Raw genomic sequence first — 19,630 nt, 5'->3', positions numbered from 1 at the left:
CGATCGCTGGATGGATCACTCCGTGGGGAGCTCTCCACTTCGACGAGGGGTCAATTGCTCCGTGACTGGAACGTAAGCTTCCAGCCCCTTGCATCACGCACGCCACGCCGCACGTCTTCCCATTGTTCGCCTGTGTTCACCCGCCCGCGTCGACGTGCCACCGCACCGACCCGGCGCCAGTGAGCAGGTCAGCCGAAGGTTGCCAGCACGATGGCTGCGAAGTGCAGGAGGGCGGCCACCACGGTGCAGGCGTGGAAGATCTCGTGGAACCCGAACCAGACCGGTGAGGGATTGGGCCGCTTGCGCGCGTAGACGAGGGCGCCTGCCGAGTAGACAAGCCCGCCAGCGATGACGAGGACGACCACCGCCGCCCCACCGTTGCGCCAGAAGCTCGGCAGCCACCCGACGGCGGCCCACCCCATCAACACGTACAGCGCGGTGTACAGCCATCGAGGAGCCGACAGCCACAGCACCCGGAAGGCGACACCGAGCCCTGCCGCGATCCAGACCAGGGTCAGCAGCGCCACCCGGCTGCCGCCGGCGAGCATCTGGGTGGCCAGAGGCGTGTAGGTGCCGGCGATGAACAGGAAGATGTTGGCGTGGTCGACCCGCCGCAAGGTCGCCTGCACCCGCTCGGTCCAGTGACCGCGGTGGTAGACCGCCGAGTTGCCGAACAGCGCCAGCGACGAGGTGAGGTAGACCGCCGCGGCGAGTCGTCCCGCCACGGACGGGGTGAGGACGAGCAGGACGAGCCCACCCACGAACGCCAAGGGGGCCATCACCGTGTGCAGCCAGCCACGCAGCCGAGGCTTCACGGCGGCCACCGCCCTGTCGACGGCGCCCTGCTCATCGCCGACGGCCCCGGCCGTTGCGGGCTCGGTGGTGTGACCGCGGTGGGCTCGGGACTCCTCGTCCAACGGCATGGTGCGACCTTTCCTCACAGCTGGCCAATGCGTAACCTACGCTACCGTAGGTATCGACGTCGGCGACCCCCTCCCACCGATCCGGGGCGGGCCGGGTGGTCTGGCTAGAGTGAGCCCATGACGTGGCGGCACTGGGTGGGCGAGGCGATCGATCGCCTGCACCCCTCCAACCTCCTGTACGCCACCTACGAGGGACGACTGCTCGCCGAACTCGACCACGACAAGCTCCCCCGACACGTCGCCGTGATGGCCGACGGCAACCGGCGCTGGGCCCGGATGAACGCCCCGGGCCAACCTCTGGTCGCGGGCTATCGCGCCGGGGCTGCCAAGCTCAGGGACTTCTGCGACTGGTGCGACGAGGCCGGCATCGGCGTGGTGACCATCTGGGTGCTGAGCACCGAGAACCTGCGCCGCGACGACGACGACGAACTGCTCCCCCTGCTCGACGTGATCGCCGAACTGCTCGAGGACCTGGCCGCGCACCACCGGTGGCGGGTGCAGCCCGTGGGAGACCTCAGCCTGCTGCCACCCCAGGTGGCCGAGCGGATCCGCAAGGCGGCCGTCAGCACCGAGTCGCGCACCGGCATGCACGTCAACGTGGCCGTCAGTTACGGCGGCCGCCACGAGTTGCGGGACGCCGTCCGCTCACTGCTGGCCGCCGAGGCAGCCAAGGGCACCACCCTGGAGTCGCTCGCCGAGACCTTGGAGATCGACCAGATCGCCGACCACCTCTACACCAAGGGGCAGCCCGATCCCGACCTGGTCATCCGCACCTCGGGTGAGCAGCGCCTGTCGGGATTCCTGATCTGGCAGAGCGCCCACTCGGAGTTCTACTTCCACGAGGCCCTGTGGCCCGATTTCCGCAAGGTCGACTTCGTCCGAGCGCTGCGCACCTACACCCAGCGGGAGCGCCGGTACGGCCGCTGACCACCCTTCAGCAGCGAGACCGCTCGGCGACGAGCCCGCTCAGCAGCGAGACCACAGGGGTGTCTTGAGTTCGGTGTACTGGTCCACCGGGTCGAAGCAGACGGTGCCGCGGCACACGTAGGCCCGTGAGCGTCCACCGGAGCCCCGGTCCTCGAAGTTGTCACCGAACCCGACTGTGCCCGGGCGCCCCGTCACGATGGCGGTTCCGGCGGGGGCCATCCGCCACGCGGCGCGGGTGAGTTCGTTGAACGGGTCGCCTGCCTCGTCCACGATCACGGCCACCCCGGGCCGCAATCCGCGCCGGGCCTCCTCGCGCACCAAGGCGTCGGCCAGGCTCCACCCGGCGAATCGCGGGGTGGCGGCGACCGTGGCCCAGGTGGTGGCCGCGCCCCGCTCCGACCTGTCCAGGAGGCGATCGTCGCCCGACAACAGCCCGACCAGGCGCAGCGCGTGCACCATGGTCGCCGTCGCCGAAGGCGTGGGGTTGTCGGTCAGTTCACGCGGACGAGAAGGCAGCGTCGGCTGCTGCTCGGCGTCGAACCAGCCACCGTCCTCGGCGGCGAAGAGTTCCTCGGCGCGGTCGAGCAGCCAAGTGGCCCGTTCGAGCCAGACCCCGTCGCCGGTGGCACCAGCCAATTGGCCGAAGCCAAGGGCGAGGGCAGCATGGTCCTCCGTCACACCGGGAGCGCGACCGGCGACCCCGTCGCGGGAGGTGCGCACCAGTCGTCCATCGACCACGTGGGTCGACCAGACCATCTCGGCGCAGGCGCGCGCCACCTCGAGCCATTCCGGCTCGTCGAACATCAGGGCGGCAGTGACCAACGAGTCGATCAGCAACCCGTTCCACGCAGCGACGACCTTGTCATCACGGGCCGGACGGAAGCGCTCGTCGCGAACCTTCTTGAGGGTTGCCATGATCGGCTCGAGCCGGGCCCAGTCAACGCGCTTGCGCAGCTGCAGTGTCGACAGCCCGTGCTCGAAGGTGCCGGGCACGGTCACGTGGAAGACGTCGGCCGCCCACTCGGCGTCCTCGGAGCCCAACGCATCGACCAGCAGATCGCGGTTCCATACGTAGTAGATGCCCTCGTGCACTGCGCCGCGGATGTCGCAGGAGTCGGCGTCGAGCGAGGCCGCGAAGCCCCCCTGCTCGGTGCGGAGCTCGTCGACCAGGAACTCGACGGTGCCGTAGATGACACGCTCGAACAGGGCTCGCTTGTCGGGGTCGTGGTCGGCCGTGCGCCGCCAGGCCCGGCAGTAGGTGCCGAGCAGCAGAGCGTTGTCGTACAGCATCTTCTCGAAGTGGGGCACGGCCCAACCGGCGTCGACGGAGTAGCGGTGGAAGCCCCCGCCGAGTTGGTCGTGCACACCGCCTCGCGCCATCGCCTCACAGGTCAGCTGGGCCATGTCGAGACTGGTCGGGTCGCCCTTGACCAGCAGCGCGTCGAGCACGGTGGGCGGCGGGAACTTGGGCGCCCCACCGAATCCACCGTGGATCAGGTCGTAGTCCTTGCCCAGAAGTTCCAGGGTCTCCCGGGAGCCGGGGAGGGCGTCGTTGGGCTGCGTCGCGGCCCCCAGCTTCGCCAGTTCGCCACGCACGGTCGACGCGGACGACAGCACCTCGTCACGGCGTTCTGTCCAGGCCTGGCTGAGCGCCTCGACCACCTGCCGGAAGCTCGGCAGACCATGGGCGGGCTCAGGGGGGAAATAGGTGCCCGCGAAGAACGGGTCGCCCTCGGGAGTGAGGAAGGCCGACATCGGCCAGCCACCGCGTCCGGTGAGTGCCTGGGTGGCGAACATGTGCACGGCGTCGACGTCGGGGTGCTCCTCGCGGTCGACCTTGATCGCGACGAAGTTCTCGTTGAGCAGGGCGGCGATCTCGGGGTCGTCGAAGGACTCGTGGGCCATGACGTGGCACCAGTGGCAGGCCGCGTAGCCCACGGAGAGGAAGACCGGCACCTGACGTTCGCGTGCCTCGGCGAAGGCCGCCTCGTCCCAGGGCTGCCAGTCCACCGGCTGGTGGGCGTGCTGCTGCAGGTACGGGCTGGTGGAGTCGGCGAGGCGATTCGGCATGACTCAACCCTAAGGGGCCGCCGCTCGAGGTCCTGTCCTGGGGGTCCCGGGGCCACTGGGGTCCCTGGGCCACTGGGCTGCCGGGGTCGCGGGGCTGCCGGGGTCGTGGAGTCACCAGCGCAGGGCGATCCTCATCCGTGCTGTGGTGGCGAAGTCTGCACGTGGCGTGCAACATTCGTCGCCCCACGACGGATACGGATCGGCCGACGCTGGAACTGCCAGCGGATCAGCCGGTCGATGGTGCCGTCCGGTGGGTCTCGTACATGCGGACGGCCACCACGGTTCCGGACACGGCCGTCAACGCCGCGACCACCCAGATGGCGGACGCGACACCCAGGGCATCTGCGACGACCCCGGCCAGGACGGCACCCGCGGCGAAGCCACCGTCCCGCCACAGCCGGTACACACCCACGGAGCGAGCTCGCCACGACGGGTGGGCCACATCGCCGATCGAGGCCAGCAGGGTGGGATAGACCATCGCCGTGCCAGCCCCGAGCAGCACCGCTGCCCCAGCCCAGGGCAGGAACGCGTGCACCGAGGCGAACGTCGCGAGGGCGATGGCCTGGAGCCACATCCCGGCCACGATCAAGCGCTTGCGTCCCCATCGGTCCGACAGGGCTCCGGTGAACAACTGCCCGACCCCCCACACACCCGGGTACAACGCCGCCAGGACACCCACCTGGCTCATGGACAGCCCCGCGGCAGTGAACAGCACCGGGAACAGGCCCCAGGCCAAGCCGTCGTTGAGGTTGTTGACCAAGCCCGCCTGACTCGCCGACGACAACGCCGGCTCGCGAAAGCTGGTCAGAGTCAGCACTTCCCGATCGGTGAGCTGGGCCGACGGCGACGCCGACGGCGCTGGGGCGAGGCCCGGACGAGGGCCGGCGCGCGAGGCGGATTGGGCGGCCTCCAGGTGGGCGTGGCCACGCGTCTCCTTCACCGCCAAGGTGGAAAGCCCCAGGCCGACGGCAGCGAAGGCGATCCCCAGCAGGAACGGCGCCGGCCGCAAACCATGGGCTTCGGCCAGGTAGCCCGTCGACAGCGCGGTGACCGCGACGGCGGCGTACCCGGCTGCCTCGTTGAGTCCCATGGCCAGACCTCGACGGGCTGGGCCAACGAGGTCGATCTTCATCACCACGGTGGTCGACCAGGTCAACCCTTGGCTGATGCCGAGCAGCACGTTCGCTGCCAGCACCCAGCCCCAGCTGGGGGCCCAGATCAGCACCAAGGGCACCGGCAGCGCGACCAACCAGCCGGCGACGAGCACCGGCTTGCGGCCGAAGCGGTCCGACCACGTGCCCGCGAAGTAGTTCGTGACCGCCTTCGACAGCCCGAAGACCAGGATGAACATCAGCCCAGCTGTGTAGCCGCGCAGGCCGAAGACCTGCTCCCCCAGCAGCGGCACCACCGTGCGTTCCTGCCCGAGCATGCCGCCGACCAAGGCGTTGACGGCGACCAGCAAGGTGAACTGGGCGGCGTTGACGGCCAGCCCAAGGCGCGGGGTGACTGCGCCTGGCTCAGTGCTGACGGTCGGTGTCCATGACATGGCGGTGGCTTCTCCTGGTGCGTGGAATCAGATAATGGCGGGAACGGCCTGGACCGCGGTGTAGGCGGCGACCAGCAGCAGGAGCCCGGTGAAGGCCGTCTGCAGGCGGTCCGTGTGCACCCGGGTCGCCAGCCTGGCACCGAGCCAGCCGCCGATGACCGCCAGCAGCGTGAGCAGGCCCACCAGGGCCCAGTCGGGCTGGACCGCTGTTCCGGCCCGGACGACCAGGGCCGCAGCGGAGGTGATGGTGATGGCCACCAGGGAAGTGCCGGCGGCCTTGCCCATCGGAAGTCCCAGCGCGAGCACCAGGGCGGGCACGATCAGGAACCCCCCACCCACACCGAGGAAACCGGTGAGCAGCCCGACGACGGTGGCGGTGACCACCACCTTCGCGGCTCGCCCCCACGCACAGCTGAAAGGCCTGAGGGTCACGATGGGCTCGTCGAGATGGGTCCGAGGGCTGGGCGCCTTCTCCCGGGATCGAGCGCGGGCCTTGACCTGCCGCGTCACCATCACTGCGGCCACCACCACCAGCAGTACTGCGAAGGCGCTCATCAGCACCGGCCCGGGCACCAGACTGGACGCCTTGGAGCCCACGGCTGCGCCGGCGATGGCCATCACACCGAAGGCGACTCCTCGTCCCAGCAGCAGGTTGCCGGCGCGATGGGCAGTGATGGCCCCGATGAGGGAGGTCAGGCCGACCACCACCAAGGATCCGGTGGTGGCCTGCCCCGGGCTCTCACCCAGGGCATAGACCAGCACGGGGACGGCCAGCACCGACCCGCCGCCGCCGAGCGCTCCCAGGCTGAGCCCGATCAGCAGCCCCGCGACAGCGGCGACGGTCAGCAGTGCGGGGCTCACGCCGCCGTGGTCGGGTCGGGGTCCACCAGCTGCAGACCCACAGCCCGGGCATTGTCGAAGGAGTCGTCGATGGCCACCAGCGGAAGCCCGGCCGCGGCCAGGAAGGAGGCAGCGATCGAGGCTCGGTAGCCTGCGGCACAGTGCACCCAGACCTCGCCGGCTGGCACGTCGCCCAGTCGCGTGGGCAGTTCGTGCAGCGGGATGTTGAGCGCTCCTTCGATGTGGGCGCCGGCATGCTCGTCGGCCCGACGCACGTCGAGGACGGTGACCTGACGGTGGTGGCGCACCTGGGCAAGGTCGGCGAAGGTGGCGGTCTTGAAGGTTCCGAGTTCGACGCCCGTTCCAGCCACCCAGTCGGCCGGTCCGCCGGTGGCGGCCGCGGCAGGTCGGTCGATGCCGATTCGCACCAGCTCGCGCTGGGCGGTGGCGACGTCCTCCGGAGTCTCCCCGAGCAGCGTCACCGGCGTGCCCCACGCGATCAGCCAGCCCAAGTAGGTCGCGAAGCCGCCGTCGAGGCCGAAGTTCAGCGAGCCGGGCACGTGACCGGCGGCGAAGTAGGTGCGGTTGCGCAGGTCCACGACCCACTCACCGGCCTCGATCCGGCGGCGCAGTTCGACCGGATCGGCTTGGGCCGGCTCGGACAGGTCAGGCTCGGAGGGACCAGCGCTGTTGGCCGGGGCCATCTTGGCGTAGTACGCGGGGTAGTCCGACAGGCCTGCGAGCAGCACCCGGACGTAGGTCTCCTCGTCCTGGGTGAGCGCCGGGTTCGATCGCTTCTCCTGACCGATGGTCGACGACGTGGCGTCCGACTGGGTGGCCGAGCAGAACGACCCGAACCCATGGGTGGGGAAGACCTCTGCATCATCGGGCAGGGTCTCCGCCAGCCGATGCGCGGAGGCGTGCTGGGCACGCACCAGTTCGTCGGTGAACTCCTCACCGAGCAGGTCGGGACGGCCCGTGGCGCCGTACAACAAGGAGCCGCCCGTGAAGACGGCCACGTCCTCGCCGGTGAGCGCATCGGCCAGGGCGTAGGACAGGTGGGTGAACGTGTGACCGGGCGTGGCCAGGGCGGTGACCCTCATCCGCGCACCCACCTCGATGACTTCGTCACCGCTGATCGGGGTGCGGTCGAACGAGACGTGGTCGGCGCCGTTGACCAGGTAGACCGCGCCCGTGCGGCGCGAGAGCGCCAGTCCACCGGTCACGTAGTCATTGTGGATGTGGGTCTCGAACACGTGCGTCAACCGGACGTCCTGTTCCTCGAGCAGGTCGAGCACGCGGTCGATGTCGCGTTGAGGATCGATCACGAATGCAACCTCGCCGTCATGCACGAGATAGGAGCGGTCGCCCAGGGTCGGGGTCTCGATGGGGATGATCGTGAGGTCGGGGGTGGTGTCGGTACTCATGGTTTCCTCCGAGAATCGGTGTGGTGGGGCCGGGGATGGGGTCGGACGGCTCAGGTGCGCTCAGCGGAGCTGCGTTCCGGTGACGACCTCACGGCCGGACCGGATCCAGCCCGAGGTGCCACCCGCGACGGAATAGGCGTCGAAGCCGGTGGCGACCAGCAGGTCGGTCATCGAGGCGCTGCGGTTGCCCGAGGCGCACACGACGTACAGAGGGGCGGACTTGTCGAGCTCACGCATCCGGTTGGCCAACTGGCCCATCGGGATCAGCTGTGCACCCGGTACATGGCCCTCCACGTACTCACCCGGCTCGCGCACGTCGATCACATTGGCGCCGTCACGCAACACGGTCGCGAGTTGGTCGACGGTGATCTCGGGGGTGTTCCTGCTCATGCTGGCTCCTGTCCTGGGGTGAAATGGATACCCGGGGGGGTATCACAGTTCGTAACCATAACACCCCGGGGGGTATTCCAGGAATCAGGTCTGGCAGGCTCTGGCGAGCGGGCGATCCAGAACCGTGCAGGGCCGCGAAGAGTTGCTCGCTCCGGACGAGGTGTTCCCCCGAAGGACGAAGATGGATCGCCCACCGCCACGGCAGGATGGACCCATGACCGCCGCCCCTCCCGACCTCCCTGCACCGCTGAGGCTGCCCGCCCGATTGACGACCACCCTCACCCACGCCGGGCCCGAGGCCCGTGCCTGGGCGACCCGCCTGCCGGCGCTGGTGAGCGACCTGTGCGAACGCTGGGGGCTCACCGTGGGAGATCCCTACGAGGGCGGCGCCTGGTCACTCGTCCTGCCGGCCAGCGGCGCTCGGGCCACCGGCGGGTGGCCCGGGGAATGCGTCCTCAAACTGGTACTTCCCGACGAGTACACCGCCGCCCAGTTCCGAGTGCTCGACGAGGCTGCTGGGCGGGGTTGTGTCCGGGTGCTCGCCTCCGACGTCGACCGGGGTGCGCTACTGATGGAGCGCCTTCGGCCCGGGCCGGCTGAGTCGTGGGACACCTCCCCCGGCCTCATCGCAGGGGCACTCCTGAAGTTCTGGCAGGCCACCGCGTCGCTTGCGGTGCCCCCGGCGCGACACAAGGCGGAGGGCCTGCTCGGCCTGCTGGACGAGCTCGGCCACCTCGCCGAACCCCGACATCGTCCGGCCGTCGAAGCGGCGCGCGACCTTGCCCGCGGGCGACTCAGGGCCTACCGCCCCGATCGGCTGGTCTGCTCGCACGGGGACCCCCATGCCGGCAACCTGATGGTGCGCGACGACGGTGAGCCGGTCCTGGTCGATGCCGACGGCACCGGGGGCTGCGAACCCGAGTACGACTTGGGCGTGGTGCTGCGCAGTTGGACGACGGAACTGCTCGCCGCCGACGACCCGCGGGGCATGCTGAGGGCGAAGGCGTCCGAACTGGCCCAACAGACCGGATGTGATGCACCAGCCATCCTCGCCTGGGCGGGGATCGAGCGGGTCACGACCGGCCTCTACCTGCGCCGACTCGGGCATGACGAGGAGGGATGCGCCTACCTCGACAGTGCGCTCAGGACGAACGTTCGTCCGGGCTGACCGGGGTGGGACCGGGCTCACCGCTGGCGCGGGACCCCCGGTCGTTGAAGTCGATGCCCCTCAGGTTGCGCCGCAGGCTGTACCAGCCCAGCACCACGAACGCGCCGAGCGCCACGAAGACGAGCAGGGTGAGCGGGCCGGAGCCGATGGCGAACGCGGGAACCATGGCTCGAGGCTACTCCGCTCAGATGGTGAAGTCCTCACCCCGGGCGTGGGCCGACGGGTGCGGGGTCACGCGCAGCCCGGCGAACAGGTCGTCCTCGGGCAGTTCGGTGTCGACCATCGACTCGACCAACTGGTAGTCCTCGGTGGGCCAGACCCTCAGCTGGATCTCACGCGGCACCTGGAACCAGAAGCCGTCCGGGTCGACCTGGGTGGCGTGGGCCCGAAGTGCGTTGTCACGCACCTCGAACCAGTCGCCGCAGTCGACCCGCGTGGTGATCCTGGTCTCGTAGTGCATGTCGTCCCACTGCGCCAGGCGCTCCCGGTACGGGGAGTCCATGCCCGCCTCGTGCATGGCTGCGTCGAGCGCAGCCAACCGCAACCGGTGCATGCCCATGTGGTAGTACAACTTGCTCACTTGCCAGGCGGGGCCGTGCTCGGGCCAGGCCTCGGGGTCGGCTGCCTGGTGGAAGGCCTCGACGCTGATGTTGTGGCACATGATGTGGTCGGGGTGGGGGTAGCCGCCCCGTTCGTCGTAGGTGGTCATCACCTGGGGCCTGAACTCCCTGATCAGCTTGACCAGCGGCCCGCACGAGACGGTCGGGTCGGTCAACCCGAAGCAGCCCTCGGGCAGCGGCGGCAGGGGGTCCCCCTCGGGCAGTCCCGAGTCGACGAATCCCAGCCAGGCCTGCTCGATGCCGAGGATCTCGCGGGCACGGTCCATCTCTCCACGACGGATCTCGGCGATGTGTTCCCACACCTCGGGGCGGTCGAGTTTGGGGTTGAGCACCGAGCCGCGCTCACCACCGGTGCACGTCGCGACCATCACCCGCACGCCCTCGCTGACGTAGCGAGCCGTCGTGGCCGCCCCCTTGCTCGACTCGTCATCGGGGTGGGCGTGCACGTTCAGCAGGCGAAGGTCGGAAGACATGCGCCCCATTGTGCCCAACCTTCGCCCCGCCGACATCCCGCCCAGCAAGCACGGGGCGGTGTTCGTGCCACGATGCTGACCGGGCAGAATGGACGAGTGCCCTCACCCGACGCTGACCCCAACCTCGCCCGTGGTGTTGAGCTGACCGAGGAGGACCGGCAGCGCATCCGCGCACGGTACCCCCGAGGCCGCCGCGGCAGCTGGGTGGCAGCAGCCCTCGTCATCGCCGTGTTGCTGGGCGGGTGGATGGTGTGGGCAGGTCTGGAGCGGGCCACCCCGGGCGTCTCGGGGCAACTCCACGGCTACCGAGTCGTGGACGACCAGACCGTGGTCACCACCGTGAAGGTGCACCGCCCCGATCCCGGCGTCGCGGCGACCTGCACCGTGCAGGCTCAGGCGATCAGCGGTGAAGTGGTGGGCGAAAGGACCTTCCCGGTCTCGGGGAGCACTCAGGACACGACCCAGGAAGTGACGCTCCACACCTCGCTGAGGGCCACGACAGCCATCCTCGTCGGGTGCCAACGCACCTGATGAACGGGCCAATGACGGGGCCCTTGAGTATGCTGGCGAAATGTCTGCAAACACTGATGAAACCGTGTGGCTGACCCAAGAGGCCTACGACAAGCTCCGCGATGAGCTCGAATACCTCAAGGGTGAAGGCCGCACGGCTGTTACCGCCAAGATCGCCGAGGCCCGCAGCGAGGGTGACCTCTCCGAGAACGGTGGCTACCACGCCGCCCGTGAGGAGCAGGGGCAACAGGAGGCGCGTATCCGCCAACTGGAGGCCGTCCTGCGCAAGGCCAAGGTCGAGGAAGCCCCCCGCAACACCAACCAGGCCGGCCCGGGCATGCTCGTCACCGTCGCCTACTTCGGCGACGAGGACGACACCGACACCTTCCTGCTCGGCAGCCGCGAACTGCTCGGGCTGGACGAGTCCGTGGAGCAGGTGCAGGTGTACTCACCCCAGTCCCCCCTCGGAGCGGCCGTGACCGGCCAGCCGGTGGGTGCCAAGGTGAGTTACGAGGCACCCAACGGCAAGAAGATCGATGTCACCGTCACCAAGGTGGAGATCTTCGCACCCTGACCCAGACCCTGCAGACAAGCATCAGCGCCTGTTCCCGGTCGGGGACAGGCGCTGATGTTTTGGTCGGGGCAGGGTCCGACTCAGCCCAGGCTCTCGATCAGCCTGGCGCCCTCGATGGGCGTCAGCGCTCCTTGGGCGACCTCCTTCAACACCTGCTCGGCGGTGAGGCCCGGATCCTCGTCCGCCTCACCGCTGAGCCCCAACTTGGCGAGCAACCCGGTGAGCCGCAACCGTGCGGTCGGGTAGCTCACCCCCAGATGCTTCTCGACCTCCTTGAGGTTGCCCCTGGCCGCCAGGAAGAGCCGCAGCAGGTGCAGTTCGGCGTCATCCAGGGCACAGAACTCGCACGGGTCGAACTCGCCGACGATCTCGGTGCCGCAACCGGGACAGCCGAGCCGGATGGTCAGCAACGTCTCGCCGCAGACGGGGCACTCCCCCGGCGCGCGGTGCTTGGGTTCGGCCAGTTGGCGCCGCCTGGTGCGGTCCGCCATTGCCCGCACCAGTCCGTGTGCACGAGGCATCGTCAGTTCCCGTCGGTCTCGTCGACCTTGATGGAGGCGTGCCCCATCACGACACCGATGTCGAGCCGAGCCGAACCGTTGCCGACGACGTACTCGTCCACCTGTCCCTCGACCGGCCATGCGACCTTGCCGAGGTGGGCGTCGGCCTTGATGGTGACGTTGGCGCCCTCGGTGAGCTTGACCGACAGCGAGCCCGATTCGACCCGCACCCTCGATCGTCCCTGCTTGAGGGGCCCTTCCACCGAGGCCGATCCGGCTTGGACGAGCGCGTCGTTGACCTCGACGACATCGGTGACACTGGCCGAGCCGGCCGTCACCCGGATCTTTCCGAGCACTGGCACACCGACCACCTTGAGACTGCCGGCGGTCACCTCTGCGTCGACGGCGATGGCGGGGTTGACCCGCAACGTGAGGGCCTTGCCCAGCCCGACCGAGCGCAGGTCGTCCAGCGACTTCGGCGGTCGGACGATCGAGAACCCGTCGAGGGAGGGCCCGAGGTCTCCGTCGCTGGTCACCTCGAGCACGCGACCGGTGCGTCGCAGGACGTGGGGTCCGTCGGCCGACAGGGTGGCCACCTTGGGGTCACCGATGATCCGCACCCTCCGACCGGTGGCACGGACCACGACCCGGTCGACACCCTTCGAACCCGCCGGACGAGCACCCGGTTCGGCCGCGGCCGACTCGGGAACCTCGTCGAGGTTGACCTCGGGGGCGGCCTGCTGCGCCGACGAGGACTGCCGACGAGCGGATGGTTCCTGATCACGCGAAGGCTGCTGCCCGGACGAGTCGTCAGGCTCGGACCGGCGGAAGCTCTCCCGCGCATGTGAGGCGAACTGCGGCCGTCCGCCATCGAGTTCGTCGTAGGAGCCGCGTCGCGAGGGCTCCTGAGGGGGCAGCACATCGGGGTCGGGCACGGTGGGTGAGGCGGCCTTCGCCGCTTCGATGCGGTGGGCAGCCTCGGCGGCGTCGATCCGACCCGCGGCGAGGTCTTCGAGGATGGAGGTGATGTCGCTCATGGCGCCCAAACTACAAGGCCGCCTTGCCAATCTGACAGGGAGCCCTTGGCACTTCAGGGAGGAGCCGGGGTCGCCGCAGACCGGAACGCTGATCGCTAGCGTGGACCCATGAGTGCTCGTCCGATGGCGGAGTTGATGGCCCCCGACTGGGCCGAGGCCATGCGGCCCGTGGAACCGGCGATTCGTCGGGCCGGGGACTTCCTGCGGGCAGAGGTGGCCGCGGGCAGGAGTTACCTCCCCTCCGGCGATCGAGTGCTGAGGGCCTTCTCGCGCCCGCTGGCAGATGTGCGCGTGCTGGTCGTCGGCCAGGACCCCTACCCCACCCCCGGGCATGCGGTCGGACTGAGTTTCTCGGTCGAGCCGCAGGTTCGCCCCCTGCCGCGGAGCCTGGTCAACATCTACACCGAACTGCGTGACGACCTGGGCATCGAGCCGGCCGAGCACGGAGACCTGACGGCGTGGTTCGAGCGGGGCGTGCTGCTGCTCAACCGGGTGCTGACCGTACGCCCGGGGGCTCCCGGATCGCACCGCAACCAGGGCTGGGAACAGGTCACGGGCCACGCCATCGACGTGCTCGCCCAGCGCGGCGGCCCACTGGTCGCCATGCTCTGGGGCAGGGACGCGCGCAGCCTGGCCCCCACCCTGTCATCGGCTGGCGTGCCGGTGATCGAGTCCGCCCACCCCTCGCCGCTGTCGGCTCGGTCGGGCTTCTTCGGTTCGCGCCCGTTCAGCCGGGCCAATCAGATGCTGGAGGCCGCCGGCTCAGGACCCGTCGACTGGAGGCTGCCCGTCGACTCCACGGCCGCCAAGGGCGACGAGGACTGAAGACTGCTCTGGCTCGGAGCGGCAGCCGGATGTGCAGCCGGCGCCACCTCCCGCACATTGCGGAAGACCCACCACCGCAGCAGGACATAGACGTAGATGCCCTCGATGCAGGCCGCCATGAACCGGGCCAACTGGAACTGCACACCCAGGTGTTCCATCAACCACGAGAACCCGAGGATCCAGATCACGTAGTTCGAGGTCATGGTCACGACGTAGCGGGCCGACTGGGCCCCGACGTGTCCGTGGGAGCGGAAGTTGAGCCAGCGGTTGATCACGAATGAGTAGACGCAGGCCGTGCCATAGCCCAGCGAGACCGCCACCGGGTACGGCAGGTGCAGGTGACCGAAGAACAGGCTCAACAGCAGCAGGTCGAGTGCGAACGACGAGCCGTTGATCACGGCGTACCCGATGAAGGTCTCGGGCAGCCGCTTGAGCGGCCCGGGAAGTACCGCGTGCACCGCGCCGGTGAAGCGCTCGAAGACTTGGGCGGCGTTGCCCAGGCGGGTGCTCGGTGTCATTCGTCCATTGTGCTTGCAGTGGCTCCGGCAGCCAACAGTGGCGTCGAGATTGGACGCCTGGCGTGCGCTCCCCTCCGGCGCGTCGAGCGTGATTCTCAGCCGTGGGCGATCACAATGTCGCCCGCCGGGCCGGGCCGCCTAGGCTGGGGACATGTTCGGATTCAACCAGGCCCCCGTCACAGCCGAGACTGCCCTGCCGGGACGAGCCGAACCGGTGCTGACCCAGGCGCCGTTCCACCGCATCTTCGGAGACAAGCTCGATCGCGACTTCCCCGGCGCCCAGACCGCCTACTTGGCGCTGGGCTGCTTCTGGGGGGCCGAGAAGCTCTACTGGCAGACCGAGGGTGTGCTGTCGACGGCCGTCGGCTACCAGGGTGGATTCACCCCCAACCCCACCTACCGTGAGGTCTGTTCGGGAAGGACTGGTCACGCGGAGGTGGTCCGCGTCACCTTCGACCCGACGGTGGTCAGCTTCGCCGACCTCCTGGGGATCTTCTTCGAGAACCACGACCCCACCCAGGGCGACCGCCAGGGCAATGACGTCGGATCCCAGTACCGCTCCGCCATCTACACCGTCGACGACGAGCAGGCTGCCGTCGCGGAGCGCGTCCGTGACGAGTACCAGCAGGCCTTCAGCCGTGCGGGCTTCTCGCGGATCACCACCGAGATCGCTCCGGCGGGTGAGTTCTACCTGGCCGAGGACTACCACCAGCAGTACCTGGAGGCGAACCCGAACGGCTACTGCCCGGTGCATGCCACCGGGGTCACCTGCCGGGCGAGCTGACCTCCGCGCCGGCGCAAGCGTGACCCGCTGGTGAGCCGGTCAGCCGGTCGGGATACTGTGCGGCGCATCCGGGAAGGAGCGGCCGTGGCTGTTCGGGTGCAAGAAGTGGTGGTCGACTGCGCGGTGCCAGCCGAGCTGGCGGCGTTCTGGGGGGCGATCTTCGGCGCCCGCTGGGCTGCGATGGGCGAGGGCTGGGCCGTCGTCGAATCCAAGCCCGTGCGACTGGCGTTCCAGCAGGTGCCAGAGGCCAAGGTTGCCAAGAACCGGCTGCACCTTGACCTAGAGGTCGAGGACATCGAGGAGGCGACCCGCGTGGCCCTCGAGTTGGGCGCGCGCATCGTGACACCCCTCCAAGGGCGGCCCCGGGCAGGTTTCGCGGTGCTGTCGGACCCGTCCGGCAACGAGTTCTGCTTCGTCGCGGACGAGGGCGGGGCGTGGGAGGGTGACCAACTCGCGGCGCTGGACGCAGCGTCGCAGCACCGCCCCGTCACCGGCGTCGATCAGTCGAACGGATAGGCGACGTAGGCGATCCGCGTCGAGTCCGGCGACCACGAGTTCACGTTGATCGTCCCCTGACCACCGGGCAACGCCACCAGATCGCGGTACCCGGAGTCGAAGTACAGCTCGCGCAGGATCACGTCACGGTTCTCGGGGTGTCCCTCCGTGCCGGTGGGGAAGCTCAGGTAGACGAGTTTGCAGCCACTGGGTGACACGTGCGGGAACCAGTTCACCCGCTCGTCGAAGGTCAACTGGGTGGGGTGGCCTCCCTTGGCGGGCATGCGGAAGACCTGCGCGTGACCCGGCTCGGCGCTGCCCCGCTCGGAGTTGAACCAGATCCACTGGCCGTCGGGTGAGTACTCGGGACCGTCGTCGGGGAAGGCGTCATCGGTGAGCTGGTGACGTCCCGGCGAGGCCGCGAGGCCCTCGGCCTGCACGGCCAGGCTGGTGAACAGGTTCGTGCGCACGCCGTCGTCCTCCGAGAAGGTGAGGCCCACCCAGGCGATCTCGCGGCCGTCGGGTGAGACGCCGTGCAGGAAGTGCCACAGCCCGCCGTCGTCACCGGTGACCTGCACCTGTTCGCCAGTGGTCAGGTCGGCGCGGTGGATGTGGCGGGTACCGGAGTCGGACACGAAGATGTGCCGACCGTCGGGGTCGAGCACATGGTCGTTGTTCAGGTCGTCGAGTCCATGGATCGGCAGCGGGGAGGGCGCGTCGTCGCCGTCGGCCTCGAGGGAGAACAACTGACCGTTGGCGTTCACGATCAGTCGACCGTCGGCATGCCAGTTGGGTGCCTCGACCAGGACCTCGGACGACGCCCAGCGCAGCCTCCGCTCGCCGCTGTCGACATCGATGATCCAGATCTCGGCCCGCTGGCCCGGCAGTAGTTCACGGGGTGCCATGTGCGTCCCTCTTTCGTGTGGTCGGATGTCGTCGCTCGGGGGTCGGGGTCGCCCAGGTGTGCGGGCGGATGGGCAGGTGCGGGTCGCTCAGGGGGTCCGGCGGCGAAGAGTCAGGGAGGCGAGCACGATGCAGACGACCAACACCCCTGCCACCACCGCCAGGTCCTTCCACAAGGTACTCGTCGGGTCGGCATGGGCGCCCACCTGCTGCAACGCCTCGACCGCGTAGGTCAGCGGAAAGGCGGTACTGAGCGCGCGCAGCCACGTGGCCATCTGGTCCCGGGGCATGAACAATCCTGCTGACAGCAGTTGCGGGAACACGATCAGCGGCATGAACTGCACGGCCTGGAACTCCGTCGCGGCGAACGCGCTAGCGAACAACCCCAGCGCGACACCCAACTCGGCGTTGAGCACGGCGATCCCGACCACCCAGCCGGCCGACCCCGCCGTGGTGAGGTCGAACAGCCAGTAGGCGACCGCCACCGCGATCACGGCCTGCAGGGCGGCCATCAAGCCGAACGCGATCCCGTAACCGGCCAGCAGGTCGGTGCGGTGGATGGGCGTGGTCAGCAGCCGTTCCAGGGTTCCCGACGTGCGCTCCCGCAGCATCGCGATGCTGGTCACCAGGAACATGATGATGAACGGGAAGACGCCGAGCATGATCAGCCCGATGGAGTTGAAGATGCGCTCGTTGCCGTTGAGCAGGGCGTGCAGCAGGAACAGCAGCATCGGAGGCACGAGGACGATCAGGGCCACGGTGCGACGGTCATGGGCGAGTTGCCGCAGACAGCGGTGGGCGGTCGCCAGCCCGAGTCGGGGGTTCATGCGACTTCCTCGGCGCGGATGAGTCGGAGGAAGGCCTGCTCGAGGTCGTCGGTGCCGGTTCGCTCGGCCAACTCGCCGGGGGTGGCGTCGGCGACCAGTCGTCCCTCGCGCAGCAACAGCAGCCGGTCGCACCGCCGGGCCTCGTCCATGACGTGGCTCGAGACCAGCAGGGTGTGCCCGGCATCCGACAACTCGTGGAAGAGACGCCACAGGTCCTCCCGCAACAGCGGGTCGAGTCCCACGGTGGGCTCGTCGAGCACCAGCAGTTCAGGGTCGCCCACGAGCGCACACGCCAACGAGGCGCGGCTCGCCTGCCCACCCGAGAGGCGGGTGGCCAGCGCCGACGCGTGTGAGTCGAGCCCCACCTGTGAGATCACCTCCGCGACCCGAGCACGGCTGGCCCCCGCCAGTTGTGCGAAGTAGCTGACGTTCTGGAGGACCGTCGCGTCGCCGTAGATGCTGGGCGCCTGGGTGACGTAGCCCAGCCGATGCCGCAGGTCCCTCGACCCGGCCGGTTCGCCGAGCACCGTCACTCGTCCGGAGACGACCCGCTGCACACCGACGATGGAACGCATCAGGGTCGTCTTGCCACCACCGGAGGGCCCGAGCAGCCCCGTCACCTGCCCCGGCGGCAGCTCGCAGCTCAGGCCGTGGAGCACCTCCAGGCGCCCACGGCGCACCACCAGGTTCTCGACGACCACGGCGGCCTGACCGTGCTTGGGCACGCTCGCCCCCTCACTTCCTCGTGTGGCTCCAGCCTAGTGGTGTGGCCGCCCGAGGTGACGGTTGCCCGTGTCAGTGGGAGGGGCCCGCCAAGGACTCGAGTTCCCGCGCCAGGCGCAACGTCTCGGCGTTCACCTCGGCGTCACCGCCGAGACCCAGCCACTCCAGCACGTGCTGCACCGACTGTTCCAGCGATCCGTCGGCCAGGGGTGCCACCTCAGCGGCTCGCGCGTCGTTGACGGGGGCACCGAGTCCTCGCAGGTGCAGGGTCCAGGCAGCGACCGCGCGCAGGGCACCAGTGGGCAGGACGCCCTTCGTCCGATCACCCTTGATCGTTGGCACGAGTCGGATCGGGACCTTCTGTGACCCGTCGCCGGCGATCTGGGCCAGCAGGTGGCGGATCTTGGGGTTGCGGTAGCGCTCCAGCAGGGCCGCCCGGTACTCGTCCACCTCGCGGGTACCGAGCGTCAGGTGGCGGGCGGCCACGTCCCACCACTGGTTCACCCAGTCGAGTATCCGGTCGTCATGGATGGCCTCGTTGACCGTCTGGAAGCCGAGGATCGAGCCGGCGTAGGCCATCAGGGTGTGGGATCCGTTGAGCAGGTAGAGCTTGCGGGTCTCGAACGGTTCGATGTCGTCGACGAACCTGGCCCCGGCGTCTTCCCATGCGGGACGCCCCGCCGGGAACGTGCCCTCGAGCACCCATTCGGAGAAGGGCTCGGTGACCACGGCGGCCGGGTCGTCGACACCGGTGTCAGCCACCACTGCGGCCAGGTCGTCCACCGTCGGCCGAGGGGTGATGCGATCGACCATGGTGGTGACGAAGCTGACCCGCTCGGCGATGTGGTCGACCAGGCTCGGGTCGACCGCGGCGGCCAGTTCGGTGACGACCCGCCGCACCATCTCTCCGTTGCCCGAGATGTTGTCGCAGGGCACGAAGGTGAGCGTCGCCTCCGGCTCGGACGCACGTCGGGCCAGCAGTCCGGCCACGAACTTGCCGGGGGCAGTGGTGACCGTGCCGTTCAGCGGGTCCTGGCGCAGGGCCCGGATGTCGGCCGACACCTCGGGGTCGGCGGTGTCGAGGGACCCGTCGGCCGACCGTCGGTACCCCGCCTCGGTGACCGTCGAGGTGACGATGGCCAGGTCGGACGATGCGAAGTAGCCCCGCAGCGCCTGCAGGTCGGCTGCCGGATGAACGGCCGACAGCGACCCGATCACCGAGTACTGGTTGCCCTCGGGATGCTGGGTGACCAGGGTGTACAGCCCCTCCTGGGGGGCCAGTTCGTCGGCAATCGCGGCCGAACGCCCGGTGAAGGCGGCAATACCCCACTCCCCCGCGTCGTGGGCCTGTTCGGTGTACCAGGCCTGGTGGGCCCGGAAGAAGTTGCCGACGCCCAGGTGCACGATGCGCACCGGCGCCGCGGCACGGGAATCGGTCGAACGGGCGAGGTGCCTGGTCATGCCGGCCTCCTGGTCGGGACGGGCTCGGTCGCGAGCCGTGGACGTATCCAGCCAACTCCCGAGCATGGGCTCAGGCATGGTGTTGCCCA

General features: G+C 69.3%; 21 protein-coding genes and 1 pseudogene. 7 read left to right on the top strand and 15 right to left on the bottom strand.

Going from position 1 to position 19,630, the window contains the following annotated elements; translation table 11 throughout:
* Positions 1-188 precede the first annotated feature (188 nt).
* Positions 189-923 carry a PAQR family membrane homeostasis protein TrhA gene (gene trhA / locus H507_RS0104620; protein WP_022909547.1) on the bottom strand — a complete coding sequence of 245 codons (735 nt, stop codon included), beginning with the start codon at positions 921-923 and terminating at the stop codon, positions 189-191.
* A gap of 117 nt (positions 924-1,040) precedes the next feature.
* Between trhA and H507_RS0104615 the strand changes: the two genes are divergently transcribed.
* Positions 1,041-1,850, top strand: a complete 810-nt coding sequence (locus H507_RS0104615; protein WP_022909546.1) for an isoprenyl transferase — start codon at positions 1,041-1,043, stop codon at positions 1,848-1,850.
* A 39-nt stretch (positions 1,851-1,889) separates the two neighbouring features.
* Here H507_RS0104615 and H507_RS0104610 read toward each other — a convergent pair whose 3' ends face one another.
* From H507_RS0104610 to H507_RS0104590, 5 genes are all read right to left on the bottom strand, one after another.
* The gene (locus tag H507_RS0104610; RefSeq protein ID WP_022909545.1) at positions 1,890-3,920 is read right to left on the bottom strand and encodes a thioredoxin domain-containing protein; all 2,031 of its coding nucleotides are present in this window, start codon (positions 3,918-3,920) and stop codon (positions 1,890-1,892) included.
* 226 nt (positions 3,921-4,146) lie between these two features.
* Positions 4,147-5,466 carry an MFS transporter gene (locus H507_RS14735; RefSeq protein ID WP_022909544.1) on the bottom strand — a complete coding sequence of 440 codons (1,320 nt, stop codon included), beginning with the start codon at positions 5,464-5,466 and terminating at the stop codon, positions 4,147-4,149.
* Between the two features lie 27 nt (positions 5,467-5,493).
* On the bottom strand, positions 5,494-6,327 hold the full coding sequence (locus tag H507_RS0104600) for a sulfite exporter TauE/SafE family protein (RefSeq protein WP_022909543.1): 834 nt from the start codon (positions 6,325-6,327) through the stop codon (positions 5,494-5,496).
* Positions 6,324-7,733 (bottom strand): MBL fold metallo-hydrolase, encoded by a 1,410-nt coding sequence (locus H507_RS14730; protein ID WP_022909542.1) that lies wholly within the window; start codon positions 7,731-7,733, stop codon positions 6,324-6,326. Before H507_RS14730 ends, H507_RS0104600 begins: the two co-directional genes overlap by 4 nt.
* A gap of 60 nt (positions 7,734-7,793) precedes the next feature.
* Entirely contained in the window at positions 7,794-8,123 is a 330-nt protein-coding gene (locus tag H507_RS0104590) for a rhodanese-like domain-containing protein (protein ID WP_022909541.1), read from the bottom strand.
* 214 nt (positions 8,124-8,337) lie between these two features.
* Here H507_RS0104590 and H507_RS14725 point away from each other — a divergent pair, with 214 nt between their 5' ends.
* The gene (locus H507_RS14725) at positions 8,338-9,291 is read left to right on the top strand and encodes a phosphotransferase (RefSeq protein ID WP_022909540.1); all 954 of its coding nucleotides are present in this window, start codon (positions 8,338-8,340) and stop codon (positions 9,289-9,291) included.
* Here H507_RS14725 and H507_RS14720 read toward each other — a convergent pair.
* Together H507_RS14720 and mca are read right to left on the bottom strand one after the other, a co-directional pair.
* On the bottom strand, positions 9,266-9,457 hold the full coding sequence (locus H507_RS14720; protein WP_022909539.1) for a hypothetical protein: 192 nt from the start codon (positions 9,455-9,457) through the stop codon (positions 9,266-9,268). The genes H507_RS14725 and H507_RS14720 overlap by 26 nt on opposite strands.
* Positions 9,458-9,475: 18 nt before the next feature.
* Entirely contained in the window at positions 9,476-10,384 is a 909-nt protein-coding gene (gene mca / locus H507_RS14715) for a mycothiol conjugate amidase Mca (RefSeq protein WP_022909538.1), read from the bottom strand.
* A 96-nt stretch (positions 10,385-10,480) separates the two neighbouring features.
* Here mca and H507_RS0104570 point away from each other — a divergent pair, with 96 nt between their 5' ends.
* Together H507_RS0104570 and greA are read left to right on the top strand one after the other, a co-directional pair.
* Positions 10,481-10,915 carry a DUF4307 domain-containing protein gene (locus H507_RS0104570; protein ID WP_022909537.1) on the top strand — a complete coding sequence of 145 codons (435 nt, stop codon included), beginning with the start codon at positions 10,481-10,483 and terminating at the stop codon, positions 10,913-10,915.
* Positions 10,916-10,955: 40 nt separating this feature from the next.
* Positions 10,956-11,468 carry a transcription elongation factor GreA gene (gene greA / locus H507_RS0104565; RefSeq protein ID WP_022909536.1) on the top strand — a complete coding sequence of 171 codons (513 nt, stop codon included), beginning with the start codon at positions 10,956-10,958 and terminating at the stop codon, positions 11,466-11,468.
* Between the two features lie 80 nt (positions 11,469-11,548).
* Here the strand turns inward: greA and H507_RS0104560 are convergent, their stop codons facing one another.
* Positions 11,549-11,989 carry a DUF2089 domain-containing protein gene (locus tag H507_RS0104560; RefSeq protein ID WP_245558817.1) on the bottom strand — a complete coding sequence of 147 codons (441 nt, stop codon included), beginning with the start codon at positions 11,987-11,989 and terminating at the stop codon, positions 11,549-11,551.
* A 2-nt stretch (positions 11,990-11,991) separates the two neighbouring features.
* Positions 11,992-13,005, bottom strand: a complete 1,014-nt coding sequence (locus H507_RS0104555) for a prolipoprotein diacylglyceryl transferase (RefSeq protein ID WP_022909534.1) — start codon at positions 13,003-13,005, stop codon at positions 11,992-11,994.
* A 108-nt stretch (positions 13,006-13,113) separates the two neighbouring features.
* Between H507_RS0104555 and H507_RS17625 the strand changes: the two genes are divergently transcribed.
* On the top strand, positions 13,114-13,830 hold the full coding sequence (locus H507_RS17625; protein ID WP_022909533.1) for a uracil-DNA glycosylase: 717 nt from the start codon (positions 13,114-13,116) through the stop codon (positions 13,828-13,830).
* 62 nt (positions 13,831-13,892) lie between these two features.
* Here the strand turns inward: H507_RS17625 and H507_RS14710 are convergent.
* Positions 13,893-14,348, bottom strand: a pseudogene (locus H507_RS14710) (GtrA family protein); the annotation flags it as partial.
* Between the two features lie 151 nt (positions 14,349-14,499).
* Between H507_RS14710 and msrA the strand changes: the two are divergent.
* Entirely contained in the window at positions 14,500-15,132 is a 633-nt protein-coding gene (gene msrA, locus H507_RS0104545) for a peptide-methionine (S)-S-oxide reductase MsrA (protein WP_022909531.1), read from the top strand.
* Positions 15,133-15,216: 84 nt separating this feature from the next.
* Positions 15,217-15,648 (top strand): VOC family protein, encoded by a 432-nt coding sequence (locus H507_RS14705; RefSeq protein WP_022909530.1) that lies wholly within the window; start codon positions 15,217-15,219, stop codon positions 15,646-15,648.
* On the opposite strand, the gene H507_RS0104535 is transcribed toward H507_RS14705, so the two are convergent.
* The 4 genes from H507_RS0104535 to H507_RS14700 form a co-directional block, all read right to left on the bottom strand.
* The gene (locus H507_RS0104535) at positions 15,633-16,532 is read right to left on the bottom strand and encodes a TolB family protein (protein ID WP_022909529.1); all 900 of its coding nucleotides are present in this window, start codon (positions 16,530-16,532) and stop codon (positions 15,633-15,635) included. The genes H507_RS14705 and H507_RS0104535 overlap by 16 nt on opposite strands.
* A gap of 87 nt (positions 16,533-16,619) precedes the next feature.
* Positions 16,620-17,357 carry an ABC transporter permease gene (locus H507_RS0104530; RefSeq protein WP_022909528.1) on the bottom strand — a complete coding sequence of 246 codons (738 nt, stop codon included), beginning with the start codon at positions 17,355-17,357 and terminating at the stop codon, positions 16,620-16,622.
* Positions 17,354-18,082: an ABC transporter ATP-binding protein gene (locus H507_RS0104525; protein ID WP_022909527.1), complete on the bottom strand. Its 729-nt coding sequence runs from the start codon at positions 18,080-18,082 to the stop codon at positions 17,354-17,356. The genes H507_RS0104530 and H507_RS0104525 overlap by 4 nt, the downstream gene beginning before the upstream one ends.
* 70 nt (positions 18,083-18,152) lie before the next feature.
* Positions 18,153-19,619 carry a mannitol dehydrogenase family protein gene (locus H507_RS14700; protein ID WP_245558816.1) on the bottom strand — a complete coding sequence of 489 codons (1,467 nt, stop codon included), beginning with the start codon at positions 19,617-19,619 and terminating at the stop codon, positions 18,153-18,155.
* Positions 19,620-19,630: the final 11 nt, after the last annotated feature.

This window comes from Aestuariimicrobium kwangyangense DSM 21549 (assembly GCF_000421525.1).
GTDB classification, from domain to species: Bacteria; Actinomycetota; Actinomycetes; order Propionibacteriales; family Propionibacteriaceae; genus Aestuariimicrobium; species Aestuariimicrobium kwangyangense.
The sequence above is the reverse complement of the archived record's forward strand: the minus strand, read 5'-3'. Positions and strand labels throughout refer to the sequence as shown.